Below are 15,284 nucleotides of genomic sequence, written 5' to 3'. Positions count from 1 at the left end.
CGCGCGTAAGCGATGCGAGTTAAGGGATGTGAATCGGTGTGAGGGGGCTATTCCCCCGCCGCCGCGACCTTCAGCTCGGCGAGCGAGGCGCGCGCAGCGATCACGTCGGCGGTTGCGGCCCCTTCGGTAAATTGGTCGAGAACAGCACCGAGACAGCGGCCCGCCTCCTCGTCGTGACCCCGATCCAGCAGCAGCCGGGCAAGGCTGGTGGCGGAGCGCAGCCGCCAGGACAAGGCGTTCTGAGCCTCCGCGATGACCATGGCCCGGCGGAACAGTGCCTCCGCCGCCGCGTCGTGGCCCGGGCCGCCGCCGGTCGCCAGCAGCCGCTCGCCCTGGGCCCGAAGAACTTCGGGAGCGCACCAGTTGTCCGGCTGAGCCTCGATCCGGGCCGGCAGGTCGTCCTGCAGGAACCCAGGGCTGAAGGTCGCCATCAGCTCCGCAAGCTGCGAGCCGCAGATCGGGTTGTGCCAGTCGAAACGGTCCGGTCGGGCGCCCGGATCGCCCTGTTCGGTCAGGGTGAGGGCCCGTTGGTAGCTGCGGCCCCACGCGCCCCAGAAGGTAAGCGAGTGCCGGGTCGCCCGGTCGATCAGCCGTGCCGCGTATTGGGCCGCCCCATCCCGGTCGCCGACCCAGAACGCCACCATGCAAGCCGAGTACAGGGCGAAGCATTGGGAGAGGGTGTGCCCCAGCGCGAAAGCCCGATCGACGGCGGCCTGGGCCGTCGCGGTCGCCTGGTCGGGATAGCCCTGAATCCAGAGCACGCGCGACAGAACCGCCTGTGTCCCTACCCGCATGTCGAACTGGAACGCGCTCAGCCGCGCCGCGTCGCTGCGCCCGGCCGTCTGGTCCAGCAGTCGTTCGGCGTAATTACGGGCCTCGTTCTGTCGGCCGATGAAGTGGTTGGACAGGGCCAGCATCCGCAGGCTGGTCAGCGTTTCCGCCGGGGTATGGGGCCCGAGGGTTTCGGACGCGTACATATCCGCCAGACAGGCCGCCTCCCGGTAGTCGCCATAGATGTTCCGCTCGCTCCACAGGCCCCAGATCGCCCGGCGCTGGCATTGCGGCTCGCCGATCTGCTCGGCCAGAGCGAGTGCGCGCTGGAAGGCGGCGACCATCTGCGGACCGGGGCCGGCCGTGTGCCAGTTCGCATGGCCCAGCGCCTCGGTGAGGTGCATCTCCATCGCCGCGCGCTCCGGCCAGGCCTCGTCCAGCCGGGAGAGCGCGGTGGTCAGGTGCTGGTGGAACTCCCCCATGAGCGACAGCCGGAACCAGATCGGCGCCGACACGATCGTCAGCCCCACGCCGATCTTCGCGTCGCCGCCCGCGGAATAGGCCCAGTCGAAGGCGCTGCGGATGTCGTCGATCAGGCTCCCGAAGGTTTCCCGCCAGTCGCTCGGCGCATAGTCCTCCTGCTTTTGGTCGGTATCGTCCAGGAAGGCGCGCAGGAACCGTGCATGGCTGGCGGCCACGCAATCCTCCTCTCCGCTTTCCGCCAGCCGCTCCGCCCCATAGTGGCGGGTGGTCTCCAGCAGCCGGTAGACGGAGGCCGTTCTGCGCTGCTCCCGCACCATCAGGGACTTGGCGACGAGGTTCAGCAGGATGCCGGGAACATCGGCAGCGGTCAGGTCGATATCGGTGCCGTCGCTGCCGGACAGGACGGCGGCGGCCGCGTCCGCCGTGAACCGGCCTCTGAACACCGAGAGCCGTCGGAGCGCCGCCTTTTCGCCCGATGTCAGGATGTCGTAGCTCCAGTCGAGGGTCGCCCGGAGCGTCTGGTGCCGGGGGAGGGCGGTGCGGCGCCCCCGGGTCAGCACGGTGAAGCGGTGCTCGAGCTGGCGGGCCAGTTCCTCCAAGCCGTAGGTGTCGACGGTCGCCGCCGCGAACTCGATCGCCAGCGGAACGCCGTCGAGGCGCCGGCAGATCTCCGCCACGCATTCCGCATCGGTGTCCAGGAGCGTGAAGCCCTCCAGTCGGGCGGCGGCCCGCTCCACGAAGAGCTCGACCGCCGAATAGCGAAGCGCCTGGTCGGCGGTCAGTGGCACGCCCACCGGTGGCGCCTCGAGCGGGCCGAGACGGTGCAGCCATTCGCCCTCGGCCCGCAGCGGCTCGCGGCTGGTGGCCAGCAGGTGTACCTGAGGTGCCGCCCGCAGGACGGCTTCGGCGAAGAGCGCGGCCTCGGTCAGCACATGCTCGCAATTGTCCAGAATGACCAGCATGTGCCGATCCCGCAGTCCCTCCGCCAGACCGGCGATCTGGTTCTCCGTCGGCAGGGAAAGTCCCAGCGCGGTGGCCACGGCCGCCGGGAGCGAGCGCGCGGAGGAGATCGTCGCCAGATCGACGAACCGTGCCGGGTCCCGCATGGAGCCGGCGAGTTCCTCGGCGACACAGAGCGCGACGGTCGTCTTGCCGATGCCGCCCGGCCCGACGATTGTGGTGAACCGCCGGTCGGCCAGCGTGCCGGCGATGGCCTCGACATCGTCGGACCGACCGATGGTCCGGACAAGGCGGACCGGCAGTGATCGGACGGAGTCCGCGGCCGGTCGCGTCTGTGGAGAAGCCGCCGGGGCGGAGGTCGCTGCATCCGGGTCCGGCCCGGTGGCCGTGACCGGGATCGAGAACGAGTATCCGCGTCCCGGAACGTTGACGATGTAGCGCGTCCCGGCCGTCTCGTCCTCCAGGACCCGGCGCAGGGCGGCCACATGGACGCGCAGATTCGACTCCTCGACGAAGGTATCGGGCCAGACCGAGGCGATCAGGTCGTCCTTGCCCACCACCTCGCCGGCGCGCGAGACCAGGACCCTGAGCAGATCGAAGGCCCGGCTTCCAAGCGGGACGGGGCTGCCGTCGCGCAGCAGGAGACGCCGCTGCACCGACAGCACGAACGGGCCGAAAGAGTAGGAAGCTCCTTCCACGGACGGGCTCCGGGCTGGGCGGCGTCTGATCGGATGCTCCATACCATCAACCGTGGGTTCTCGCCATAAAGCCGACCGCCTCCGCCGGCATAGCGCTTGCGCCTTCCATGGCCTTTGCAGCGATTCACAACGGTTAACTCGCCCCCGCCGGCTTGCCGCCTCAGGGTTCGGGCGTCGACGGCCGTCGGCGCGCCGGCCGTCGATTCATCATCGCCCCCGAGGAGGTTCCCCATGCCCGATCCCAAACTCGAAGTTCTGACACCCGGCAACTGCCAGCTGATTTTCATCGACCATCAGCCGCAGATGGCCTTCGGCGTCCAGTCGATGGACCGCCAGGCGCTGAAGAACAACACCGTCGGCCTCGCCAAGGCGGCGAAGGTGTTCGGCATCCCGACCACCATCACCACGGTCGAGACCGAGAGCTTCTCCGGCTTCACCTATCCAGAGCTGCTCGACGTGTTTCCCGATGCGCCGCTGCTGGAGCGCACCTCGATGAACTCCTGGGACGACCAGAAGGTCCGCGACGCGCTGGCCGCCAACAAGCGCAACAAGATCGTGGTCTCCGGGCTGTGGACCGAGGTCTGCAACAACACCTTCGCGCTCTCCGCCATGCATGACGCCGGCTACGAGATCTACATGGTGGCCGACGCCTCCGGGGGGACCTCCAAGGAGGCCCACGACTACGCCATGCAGCGGATGATCCAGGCTGGCGTGGTGCCGATGACCTGGCAGCAGGTGCTGCTGGAGTGGCAGCGCGACTGGGCCCATCGCGACACCTACGACGCGGTCATGGCCATCGTGCGCGAGCATTCCGGCGCCTACGGCATGGGCGTCGATTACGCCTACACCATGGTCCACAAGGCGCCGCAGCGCACCGCCGTCGAGCACAAGGCGCTCGCCCCCGTCGCCGCCAAGTAAAGCGACGCGTCCGGCGCCGCGGACCCAGCTCCCGCGGCGCCGGCTTCCGCCGATCCGCACTACGCCTTGGAGGACTTCCGATGACCCCCGATCTGATCCTGACCAACGGCCGGGTGACCACCCTGGACCCGACCAACCCGGAAGCCCAGGCGGTGGCGATCGCCGGCGGCCGGATCCAGGCGGCCGGGTCGGAGCGCGACGTCATGCCGCTTGCCGGATCCGAGACGAGAGTGGTGGATCTCGGCGGAAGACGGGTGATCCCGGGCCTGAACGACAGCCACACCCACCTGATCCGGGGCGGGCTCTACTACAACATGGAGCTGCGCTGGGAGGGCGTGCCCTCGCTCGCCGACGCCCTGCGGATGTTGAAGGAACAAGCCGACCGCACCCCGGCCCCGCAATGGGTCCGGGTGGTCGGCGGCTGGTCGGAGTTCCAATTCGCCGAGCGCCGCATGCCGACCCTGGAGGAGATCAACGCCGCGGCCCCGGACACGCCGGTCTTCATCCTGCATCTCTACGGCCGCGCGCTGCTGAACCGGGCGGCGATCACGGTCCTCGGCTTCGACAGGGACACGCCGAACCCGCCGGGCGGGGAGATCGAACGCGACGCCGTCGGCAATCCGACCGGTCTGCTGATCGCCCGTCCTTCGGCCCTGATCCTGTACTCGACCCTGGCCAAGGGGCCGAAGCTGCCGATGGACCAGCAACTCAACTCGACCCGCCATTTCATGCGCGAACTGAACCGGCTCGGCATCACCTCGGTGATCGATGCCGGCGGCGGCGGGCAGAACTATCCGGAGGATTACGAGGTCATCCAGAGGCTGCATGCCGACGGGCAGATGACCGTCCGGGTCGCCTACAACCTGTTCGCCCAGAAGGCCGGCTCCGAGTTGACCGACTACGAGCGCTGGATCGCCATAACCGAGCCGGGGGCCGGCGACGGGATGCTGCGGATGAACGGCGCAGGCGAGAACCTCACCTGGTCGGCCGCCGATTTCGAGAACTTCCTGGAGCCGCGACCGGAACTGGCGCCGGTGATGGAACGGGAGCTGGAGCCGATCGTCGAGATGCTGGCGGCCAACCGCTGGCCGTTCCGCATCCACGCCACCTATGACGAGAGCATCGACCGCTTCCTCGGCGTGTTCGAACGGGTCAATGGCCGCCAGCCGTTCCAGACCCGCTTCATCATCGACCATGCGGAGACGATCTCGCCGCGCAATATCGAGCGCATCGCAGCGCTGGGCGGCGGCATCGCCATCCAGCACCGCATGGCCTTCCAGGGCGAGTATTTCATCGACCGCTACGGCGCGGAGGCGGCCGAGGCCACCCCGCCGGTCGCCCGCATGCTGGAAACGGGAGTGCCGGTGGGGGCCGGTACCGACGCGACCCGTGTGGCGTCCTACAACCCCTGGGTCTCGCTGTACTGGCTGGTGACCGGCAAGACCCTCGGCGGCCGGCGGCTCTATCCGCAAGCCAACCGTCTCGATCGGCGCGAGGCGCTGCGGCTGTGGACCGAGGGCTCGGCCTGGTTCTCCGGCGAGAGCGATGTGAAGGGCACGCTGAAGCCAGGCGCCTATGCCGACCTCGTCGTGCTGTCGGCGGACTATCTCAGCGTGCCGGAAGAGGAGATCAGGGATATCACCTCGGTGCTGACCGTGCTCGGCGGTGAGGTCGTGCACGGCAGTGGGGATTTCAGAACCCTGGCGCCCAACCTGCCGCCGGCCAGCCCCGACTGGTCGCCGGTCAACCGGTTCGGCGGGCATTGGAGCAAGGCGCCGGAGCGGCCGACCCTCCGCACCGACCGGACCTGCCATGACGCCTGCGCGACCGGCTGCGGCCTGCACGGCCATGCCCACCAGATCGCCTGGACCACGCCGTTGCCGGTCGACGACAGGCGGGCCTTCTGGGGCGCGCTGGGCTGCTCCTGCTTCTTCGCCGGTTAGGGATCATGGCGGAGCCTACCCCCGGACCCTTCGCCCCGTTCCGCCACGCGGCCTTCGCGGTGCTGTGGATCGCCACGGTGGTGTCGAACATCGGCACCTGGATGCACGACGTGGCGGCCGGGTGGCTCATGACCTCCCTCAGCCCGTCGCCGCTGATGGTGGCGTTGGTACAGACGGCGACGACCCTGCCGGTCTTCCTGTTCTCCCTGCCGGCGGGCGCGCTGGCGGATATCGTCGACCGGCGCCGGCTGTTGATCGCCGTGCAATGCGTGCTTGCGGTGCTGACCGGGCTGCTCGGCCTGGTCGTCCTGGCGGGGCAGACCACGCCCGCTGTGCTGCTCGGCTTCACCTTCCTGCTTGGCATCGGGACGGCGCTGATCGCACCGGCATGGCAGGCGATCGTCCCGTCCCTGGTCGACCGGCCCTCCCTGCGCTCGGCCATCGCGCTCAACTCGGCCGGGATCAACGTGTCCCGGGCGATCGGACCGGCCCTGGCCGGGGTGATCATCGTCGCCGTCGGGATCCACGCGCCGTTCTTCCTGAACATGGTCAGCTATCTCGGGGTGATCGCCGCCCTGATCTGGTGGCGGCCGCCGCCGGGCCCGCCGCGAACCCTGCCGCCGGAGCATTTCCTGGGCGCGCTGCGGGCGGGTCTGCGCTATGTGCGGGCGAGCGCGCCGATGCGGGCCACCCTCGTGCGGTCGGTCGCCTTCTTCGTCTTCGCCAGCGCGCAATGGGCGATGCTGCCGCTGATCGCGCGCGAGCTGCTGGCGGGCGGGCCAGAGCTGTACGGGCTGCTGCTCGGGTGCGTCGGGGTGGGAGCGGTGGCCGGCGCGCTCGTGCTGCCGCGGGTCAGCGCCAGGCTCGGTGCGAACCGGCTGACGGCGCTCGGGACCCTGGGGACGGCCGTGACCCTGGTGGTCTTCGCCCTGGTGCGGGAGCCGATGGTGGTCGCGCTCCTGTGCCTGGTCGCCGGCACCTCCTGGATCGCCGTGCTGTCCAGCCTGAACGTCTCGGCCCAGACGGCGCTGCCCGACTGGGTGCGGGCGCGCGGGCTGTCGGTCTCGGTGACGGTGTTCTTCGGCTCCATGAGCCTCGGCAGCCTGGCCTGGGGCCAGACCGCCAGTCTGTTCGACGTTCCGGCCGCGTTGCTCGCGGCGGCGGTCGGCGCGGTCGTCATGATTCCGCTGACCTGGCGCTGGAAGCTGGGGCAGGGGGAGATGCTGGACCTGTCACCCTCGCTGCACTGGCCGGTGCCGGTCCTGGCGGCCGAGGTCGCCCATGACCGAGGCCCGGTGATGGTGACGGTGGAGTATCGGATCGATCCGGCCCGGGCCGGGGCGTTCGCCGCGCTGATGAACCGTCTCAGTGACGAACGCCGCCGCGACGGGGCCTTCGCCTGGGGCCTGTTCGAGGACATGGCGGAGCCCGGCCGGTTCCTCGAGTACTTCCTGGTGGAGTCCTGGCTCGAGCATCAGCGCCAGCACCACCGGGTGACCCGCAGTGCGGCCGACATCCAGGCGGCGGCCCGCGCCTTTCATATCGGCGACGACGGCCCGGTCGTCCGTCACTACGCCGCCCCGGATCAAACCGCCGCCCCGGATCAAACTTTTGTATGAGCCGCTAATCCCAAGCGCCGGTGACCGCATACCTAAGCGCGAAGGCCAAGCGAGCCTGCGCCGCCATAGGCTTCTCCCATCGATCGCTGGGAGACACCCGATGACCACGACCCCTCGCGTACCCGCCTCACAGACCACTCGCCGAGACGTCCTGCTGGCCGGCACCGCCTTGGCTGCGGCGGTCTCGCTGCCCGGGTTCGGCGTCGCCGCGGCGACCGCCGCCAACGCAACCACCCCACAGAAAGGGACCGCCATGAGCACCATCACCACCAAGGACGGCGTCGAGATCTTCTTCAAGGACTGGGGGCCGAAGGATGCCCAGCCGATCGTGTTCCACCACGGCTGGCCGCTGAGCGCCGACGACTGGGACGCCCAGATGATCTACTTCCTGGCCCAGGGCTACCGGGTGATCGCCCATGACCGCCGGGGCCACGGCCGTTCGGCCCAGGTCTGGAACGGGCACGACATGGACCACTACGCCGCCGACATCGCCGCCGTGGTCGAGCACCTAAACCTGCGCGACGCGGTCCATATCGGCCACTCCACCGGCGGCGGCGAGGCGCTGCACTACGTCGCCCAGCACGGCCAGAAGACCGGCCGGGTCGCCAAGTTGGTGATGATCGGGGCGGTGCCGCCGATCATGGTGAAGACCGCCGCCAATCCGGGCGGCCTGCCGATCGAGGTGTTCGACGGCTTCCGCGCAGCACTGGCCGCCAACCGGGCGCAGTTCTATCTCGACGTCCCGTCGGGCCCGTTCTACGGCTACAACCGGCCGGGTGCCGAGCCGTCCCAGGGCGTGATCCAGAACTGGTGGCGTCAGGGCATGATGGGCGGGGCCAAGGCCCATTACGACGGCATCAAGGCCTTCTCGGAGACCGACTTCAACGACGATTTGAAGGCGGTGAGCGTGCCGACCCTGGTGATGCACGGCGACGACGACCAGATCGTACCGATCGCCGACAGCGCCATCCTGTCGGCCGAGCGCATCCGCAACAGCACGCTCAAGGTCTACCCGGGCCTGTCCCACGGCCTGTGCACCGTGAACGCCGAGACGGTCAACCCGGACCTGCTCGCCTTCATCAAGGCCTGAGCCAGCGGGCGGGCGGCGCTCGTCGCGGGCGCCGCTCCTCCCGCGCCCCCTCGTATCAGATCGGAGACTGATGATGGCGACCCGAGTGTTTGGGCCGCGCGGCCCCTCCTTTGGCCGGCGCCCCGCCCTGGCGGCCCTCCTGGCGACCGCCGGCGCCCCGCTTCTCGGCAGGCTTTCCCGCGCCGACACCACCACCCGCCGGCTGCGGCACGGCCGGTTCGACATCGAGATCTTCAGCGACGGCTTCATCACCCTGCCCGCCGACATCATCGCGCCGGATGCGGGGCCGGGCACGCAGGCGGAGATCGTCCGCCGACTCGGCGGATCGGCCGGGGAGGCGCCGGTGCGGGTGAACATTCCGCTGATCCGCGCCGGCGACGAGCTGATCCTGATCGACACCGGCTCGGGCGACAAGTTCCAGCCCTCGGCCGGGCGGCTCTACGACAATCTGGTCGCGGGCGGCATCGACCCGGCGACGGTCACCAGGGTGGTTCTGACCCACGCCCATCCCGACCATAGCGGCGGTGTCATCCGGCCCGATGGCAGCCTCGCCTATCCCAACGCCATCTGGCACGTCTCCGCCGCCGAGTGGGATTACTGGATGGCGCCGGATTTCGAGACGCGAATCCCGGCGGCCCTGCATCCCTTCGCGCTGGCCGCCCGCCGGGACCTGGACGCGATCACCGATCGCGTCACCCTGCTGCGATCCGACGACGAGGTGGTGTCCGGCATGCAGGTGCTGGATACCGCCGGCCACACGCCGGGTCACATCTCGCTGGAACTGGCGGGGGGTGACGGGCTGATCGTCACCGCCGATGCGGCGACCAACGTGGTCGTGTCCTTCGAGCATCCGCGCTGGCGTTTCGGCTTCGACATCGACGAGGACCTGGCGATCCGCAACCGGGCCCGCCTGCTGGAACGGGCGGCGGCGCGGAAGACCCGGCTGCTCGGCTACCACTGGACCGAACCCGGCCTCGGCTACGCCGAGCCGCACGGCCAGGCGTTCCGCTTCGTGCCGGAGGCCTGAGCGGCGCACGACTTCCCATCCCTCTCCCCGTAACGCAGGAGGACCCGATGACCCGGTCCCGACTGACCCATGCCAACGGCGCGCCGGTGGCCGACAACTTCAACACCCTGACCGCCGGTCCGCGTGGCCCGGCCCTGCTGCAGGACATCTGGCTGATCGAGAAGCTCGCCCATTTCGACCGCGAGGTCATTCCCGAGCGGCGGATGCACGCCAAGGGCTCGGGCGCCTATGGCACCTTCACCGTCACCCGGGACATCACCCGCTTCAGCAAGGCCCGGCTGTTCTCCGAGATCGGCAAGCAGACGCCCGTGTTCGTGCGGTTCTCCACCGTTGCCGGCGAACGGGGAGCGGCTGATGCCGAGCGGGACATCCGCGGCTTTGCGGTCAAGTTCTACACCGAGGAGGGCAACTGGGACGTGGTCGGCAACAACACGCCGGTATTCTTCTTCCGCGATCCGCTGCGGTTCCCGGACCTGAACCACGCGGTCAAGCGCGACCCCCGGACCGGCATGCGCAGCGCCGACAACAACTGGGACTTCTGGACCCTGCTGCCGGAGGCGCTGCACCAGGTGACCATCGTCATGAGCGACCGGGGAATCCCGAAGACCTACCGCCAAATGCACGGCTTCGGCAGCCATACCTTCAGCATGATGGATGCCGACAACCGGAGGGTCTGGGTGAAGTTCCACTTCCGCAGCCACCAGGGCATCGAGACTCTGAGCGACGACGATGCCGCCCGGGTCATCGGCGCCGATCGGGAGAGCCACCACCGCGACCTCTTCGACAGCATCGAGGCGGGGAACTTCCCGACATGGACCCTGGCGATCCAGGTCATGACCGAAGCGCAGGCCCGTAGCCACCGGCACAACCCGTTCGACCTGACCAAGACCTGGTCGAAGCGCGACTATCCGCTTCAGGAGGTCGGCGTGCTCGAACTGAACCGCAATCCGGAGAATGTCTTCGCGGAGGTCGAGCAGGCGGCCTTCTCGCCGGCCAATATCGTGCCCGGGATCGGCTTCTCGCCCGACCGCATGCTGCAGGCCCGGCTGTTCTCCTACGGCGATGCCCAGCGCTATCGGCTCGGGGTGAACTTCAACCAGATCCCGGTGAACGCGCCGAAATGCCCGTTCCACAGCTTCCACCGGGACGGGGCGATGCGCACCGACGGCAACCTGGGCGCCACGACGAGCTAAGCCCCCAACAGTCGGGGTGCGTGGCTGGACGCGCCGGGCGCGGCCGAACCGCCTCTCTCCATCGACGGGGACGCCGCCCATCACGACCACCGCGTCGACGAGGACCACTGGGAGCAGCCGGGCGACCTGTTCCGGCTGATGACCCCCAGGCAGCGCCAGGTCCTGTTCGAGAACACCGCCCGGTCGCTGGGCGGGGCCGCCGTGCATATCCAGGAACGGCATGTGGCGAACTGCCACCGGGCCGATCCCGACTACGGAGCCGGGGTGGCCGCCGCCCTCGGCCTTTCCGCCGTCGAGGCCGCCCAATAGGGGCGGTCGTGGTTAACATCAAAGTATGATTGCGCCGGTTCGCGGGGTCGCCGACGCTATCTCCATGACCGACGCAGCGACCGTCCATATCGTCGATGACGACACATCCCTGCGGGAGGCTCTTGGCAGCCTCCTGCGGTCCGTCGGCATCGAGACGCGCGGGTATGAGTCGGTCGCGGCCTTCCTCGCGGGCGGCCCGACCGACAGGGCTGGCTGCCTGCTGCTCGATGTCCGGCTGCCGGGCACCAGCGGCCTCGATTTCCAGGAACAGCTCGAGGGGCTCGGCATCCTCCTGCCGGTGGTGTTCATGACCGGCCATGGGGACATTCCGATGTCGGTGCGGGCCATGAAGGCCGGGGCGGTCGACTTCCTGCCCAAGCCGTTCCGCGACCAGGATCTGCTGGACGCGGTATCGGGAGCGATCGAGCGCGACCGCCGCCAGCGAGCCGAGCGTGCCGAGATCGCCGGGTTGGCCGAACGGTTCGGCACCCTGTCGCCCCGCGAGCGCGAGGTGATGTCCCTGGTGACCGCCGGCCGGCTGAACAAGCAGGTCGCCGGCGACCTCGGCCTCAGCGAGATCACGGTCAAGATCCACCGCGGCTCCGCCATGCGGAAGATGGGCGCCCAGTCCCTCGCCGACTTGGTGCGCATGTCGGAGGCCCTGGGCGTCGTCGCCCCGGAGCGGCGCCACCGCGCCTGACGCCGAAGGCTCATACCTACATATAATTCCGCTCAAGCCCCATCGGCGTAGGGTGAGGGATGCCGCCCGGGCATCCGGCGGCGCAACCGTGTCCCAGGAGCGCCGAGTGTCGCCTGACCCCCTGATCTCGATCGTCGATGACGACGACTCCCTGCGTGTCGCCATGGTCGGCCTGGTCCGGTCGCTGGGCTACCGGGCGAGTGGGCATCCGACCGCCGAGGCTTTCCTCGCCTCCGGCGAGGTGGCGGCGGCGAGCTGCGTCATCACCGACCTGCAGATGCCCGGAATGGGAGGGATCGGCCTCAAGCGCGCCCTCGACGCCGGCGACGTGCATGTGCCGGTGATCATGATCACCGCCCGGACGGAGTCCGTGCTGCTGGAAAGCGCGCGCGAGAGCGGGGCGCTGTGCCTGCTGCGCAAGCCGGTCGAGACCGACGCCCTGATCGACTGCATCAATCGGGCTCTTGCCGCATGACGCCCGATGGGCGCAGCATCGCGCCTACGAAAACAGCGGCGATCCTCCACAGATGACGATCAGCGACGGTCTTGATCCGCGGGTTGTGGAGCATGGTCTGTCCGCAGAACTGCTGCTGGAGGTGGTCGACGCCGCCGCCGACAGCGTGATGATCCTCGACCGGGACGGCCGCATCCTCGCCTGGAACACCGCCTCCGAAACCCTCTACGGCTGGCGCCGGGAGCAGGCGGTCGGCCGCGATGCGGACCGGCTGCTGCAGTCCTGGCACCCCCGCCTGGCCGGCCGGACCGACACGCTGCTCGGCGAGGCGGACACCTGGGAGGGCGAGCTGAAGCGGGTGACGGTCACGGGCGAGGAGCGCCGGGTCGAGGTCCGCTGGCGCCGCATCCTTGAGCCCGACAGGGGCGTGCCGCTGCTCATCGAATACGGCCGCGACATCACCCGCCTGCCGGCGCTGGAGAGCGAGGCCCGGCTCACCGCCTACCGTTACCGAAACCTCTTCCAGGCCATGGCGGCCGCGTTCTGGGAACTCGACTTCACCGAGGTCCGCCAGATGATCCACGGGCTGATCAAGGGCGGTGTGACCGACCTGCCCGGGCATTTCGCTGCGAATCCCGAGTTCATCGACGCCGCGATCGCCGCCACAAGGGTGATCGACGTGAACGACAAGACCGTCGAGCTGTTCGGGGGCCCGAACCGCGACGCCCTGATCGGCGCGTCCGTCGATCCGTTCTGGCCGAAGGAGAGCCGCCATATCTATGCCGGCGCGCTGCTCGCCGCCGCCTCCCGCGCACCGCGCTACTCGGTGGAGACGCGCCTCTCCCGGCAGGACGGCGCCCTGTTCGACGCCCTCTTCACGGTGTGCTGGCCGGACGCCCATCGGGGGGACGGGAGCGTCCTGGTCGGGGTCATCGACATTTCCGACCGGGTCGCCGCCGAGGCGCGCCAGCGCCGCTCCGACCTGCAGTACCGGACCCTGTTCCACGCCCTGCCCATGGCGGTGTTCCAGATGGACACGCGCGGGATCCAGGGGATGCTGGCGGATCTGCGCCGCCAGGGCGTCACGGATGTCGCGGCCCACCTCGCGGATCATCCCGACCTGGTCGACAGGGCCTTGGAAGCGTCCGTGGTCGCCGACGTCAACGCGGCCTGTGTCCGGATGTTCGGCGCGCGGGAGCCGGGCGACCTGATCGGCCTGCCCAGTGCCGCCTTCTGGCCGTCTTCGGGGCTCGGCACGTTCCAGCGCATTCTCGGGGCCGCCTTCGCCATGGCGACCGGTTTCGAGGAGGACACCCGGATGCGGCGGCTCGACGGCAGCGAGATCGACGTGCACTACCTCTCGCATGCGCCCGAGGAGCTGCGGTCCCAGGGCATGGTGGTCAGCGTGGTCGCCGATATCGGCGAGCGGCTGGCCGCCCAGCGGGCGGTGGCCCAGCTCCGTGCCGACTTCGCCCATGCCTCCCGGCTGTCGATCCTAGGCGAGCTGACCTCCTCGATCGCCCACGAGGTCAACCAGCCGCTCGCGGCCATCGCCGCCAACGGGGCGGCCGGCGGCCGCTGGCTCGCCCGCGAAGTGCCGGATCTGGAGGAGGTGCGGGCAATCAACGAACGGATCGTCGCCGATGCGCGGCGCGCGGCCGACATCATCGCCCGGGTCCGGGCGATGGCGGTGAAGGACGAGCCGTCCTACGAGCCGGTCTGCGTCGCCGAGCTGATCGAGGAGGCCGTCCGGTTCCTGGGCCACGAGCTGCAGGCCCATGGGGTCGAGGTCGCGCTCGACCTGCCGCGCGATCTGCCGGCGGTCCGCGCCGACCGGATCCAGGTCCAGCAGGTGGTGGTGAACCTCGCCATGAACGCCCTGCAGGAGATGACCCGGGCGGGGGTGGCGACGCCCGGCATCCATATTCGCGCGCGGGCGGAGGTGGAGGGTGTCATAGGCATCGAGGTCGAGGACCGGGGCCCGGGCATCGCGTCCGAGCATGTCGACCGGCTGTTCGAGAGTTTCTTCACCACCAAGAAGACGGGCCTCGGCATGGGACTGGCGATCTGCCGGTCCATCGTCGAGGCCCATCACGGCCGCATCCGGGCGGAGAACCGCCCGGGCGGCGCCTGCTTCTCCTTCACCCTGCCGGTTGCTGGCGATTAGCCCTGGGCGTGTTGCGCACGAAACTGGCGATCGCGTCGGCGGCGAGCTGCGGGTGCTGATGCTGCGGGCCATGGCCGGCCTGCGGGAAGGTCAGCACCGTCAGGGATGTCCAGCGACGGTTCAGGGCGTACCAGTTCTCCACCGGAAACACGACATCGTGGTCGCCGTTGAGGGCCAGCAGCGGTACAGGCGAGACGGCGAGCGCGGCGTCATACCGGCCGTCGGGATCCGGGAAGACGGCCTTGGGATCGTGCGAGGTCTTCAGCAGGTCGAGATAGGTCGCCTCGGCGATCGGCGGGCTGCGGTCGGCCTGGCGCGCGGCGATCCGCTGGTGCGAGGCGGCGGCCGCTGCCCGGCTCTCGGCCGAGTTCGGCTCGAAGAAAAGGATGTACTCGTCCTCCAGCGTGTAGTGGGGCTTGAGTGCGGTCTGCAGGAAGATCGGCTCGGCGGCATGCGGTTGCGGGCCGGGCGGGGTGCTGCCGATCAGGATCGCGTGGCTGACCTTCCCGGGATGCAGGGCCGCGAGGATCTGGGCGGCGACCCCGCCGATCGACCAGCCGCCGATCGCAACGGTCCCCAGATCGAGCGCGTCGATCAGGTCGGCGGCATCGGCCGCCATGTCCTCGCGGCGGTAGCTCGGCGTGCCGGTCGACTGCCCGAGGCCGGAATAGTCGAAGACATATACGGTGAAGCATTGGGCCAGCGCGTCCAGGAAGGCGGGGTCCCAGTCGTCCATGATCCCGCGGAAACGCAGGCACAGCACCAGGGCCGGCCCCGTGCCGATCCGGCGATAGGCGAGCCTGCGGTCCTGCAGCTCGACGAAGCGGGTGGGAACGTCCCGGGCCGACGCCCGGGCGGTGTTTTCACGGGCTGTCATGTCCATCACGATCTCCTGTCAGGTCAGCCGTTGCTTGGACCTGAAGTGTGATGGACAGCCCGGCGCGCGCGATAT

The 15,284-nt window shown here is 69.5% G+C and carries 10 protein-coding genes and 1 pseudogene; 9 read left to right on the top strand and 2 right to left on the bottom strand.

Annotated elements, in window-relative coordinates:
- Positions 1–47 precede the first annotated feature (47 nt).
- On the bottom strand, positions 48–2,912 hold the full coding sequence (locus ACOQOP_RS13540) for an ATP-binding protein (protein ID WP_420562329.1): 2,865 nt from the start codon (positions 2,910–2,912) through the stop codon (positions 48–50).
- Between the two features lie 231 nt (positions 2,913–3,143).
- Between ACOQOP_RS13540 and ACOQOP_RS13535 the strand changes: the two genes are divergently transcribed.
- The 9 genes and pseudogenes from ACOQOP_RS13535 to ACOQOP_RS13495 all read left to right on the top strand — a co-directional run bounded on the left by ACOQOP_RS13535 (position 3,144) and on the right by ACOQOP_RS13495 (position 14,332).
- Positions 3,144–3,830 carry a hydrolase gene (locus ACOQOP_RS13535; RefSeq protein ID WP_420562328.1) on the top strand — a complete coding sequence of 229 codons (687 nt, stop codon included), beginning with the start codon at positions 3,144–3,146 and terminating at the stop codon, positions 3,828–3,830.
- A gap of 80 nt (positions 3,831–3,910) precedes the next feature.
- On the top strand, positions 3,911–5,773 hold the full coding sequence (locus tag ACOQOP_RS13530; protein WP_420562327.1) for an amidohydrolase: 1,863 nt from the start codon (positions 3,911–3,913) through the stop codon (positions 5,771–5,773).
- A gap of 5 nt (positions 5,774–5,778) precedes the next feature.
- Entirely contained in the window at positions 5,779–7,392 is a 1,614-nt protein-coding gene (locus tag ACOQOP_RS13525) for an MFS transporter (protein WP_420562326.1), read from the top strand.
- A gap of 253 nt (positions 7,393–7,645) precedes the next feature.
- A complete protein-coding gene (locus tag ACOQOP_RS13520; protein WP_420566532.1) occupies positions 7,646–8,482 on the top strand; it encodes an alpha/beta fold hydrolase in 837 nt (278 codons plus the stop codon).
- 73 nt (positions 8,483–8,555) lie between these two features.
- Complete coding sequence (locus ACOQOP_RS13515; protein ID WP_420562325.1) at positions 8,556–9,509, top strand: MBL fold metallo-hydrolase; 954 nt, start codon at positions 8,556–8,558, stop codon at positions 9,507–9,509.
- A gap of 47 nt (positions 9,510–9,556) precedes the next feature.
- Positions 9,557–11,011 (top strand): annotated as a pseudogene (locus ACOQOP_RS13510) (catalase).
- Between the two features lie 64 nt (positions 11,012–11,075).
- Positions 11,076–11,711 (top strand): response regulator transcription factor, encoded by a 636-nt coding sequence (locus ACOQOP_RS13505; RefSeq protein ID WP_420562324.1) that lies wholly within the window; start codon positions 11,076–11,078, stop codon positions 11,709–11,711.
- A 106-nt stretch (positions 11,712–11,817) separates the two neighbouring features.
- Positions 11,818–12,186: a response regulator transcription factor gene (locus ACOQOP_RS13500; RefSeq protein ID WP_420562323.1), complete on the top strand. Its 369-nt coding sequence runs from the start codon at positions 11,818–11,820 to the stop codon at positions 12,184–12,186.
- Positions 12,187–12,238: 52 nt separating this feature from the next.
- Complete coding sequence (locus ACOQOP_RS13495) at positions 12,239–14,332, top strand: PAS domain-containing sensor histidine kinase (RefSeq protein WP_420562322.1); 2,094 nt, start codon at positions 12,239–12,241, stop codon at positions 14,330–14,332.
- On the opposite strand, the gene ACOQOP_RS13490 is transcribed toward ACOQOP_RS13495, so the two are convergent.
- Positions 14,307–15,209 carry an alpha/beta fold hydrolase gene (locus ACOQOP_RS13490; protein ID WP_420562321.1) on the bottom strand — a complete coding sequence of 301 codons (903 nt, stop codon included), beginning with the start codon at positions 15,207–15,209 and terminating at the stop codon, positions 14,307–14,309. The genes ACOQOP_RS13495 and ACOQOP_RS13490 overlap by 26 nt on opposite strands.
- Positions 15,210–15,284 lie beyond the last annotated feature (75 nt).

The organism is Thalassobaculum sp. (assembly GCF_965223715.1).
Classification (GTDB): domain Bacteria; phylum Pseudomonadota; class Alphaproteobacteria; order Thalassobaculales; family Thalassobaculaceae; genus Thalassobaculum.
The sequence above is the reverse complement of the archived record's forward strand: the minus strand, read 5'-3'. Positions and strand labels throughout refer to the sequence as shown.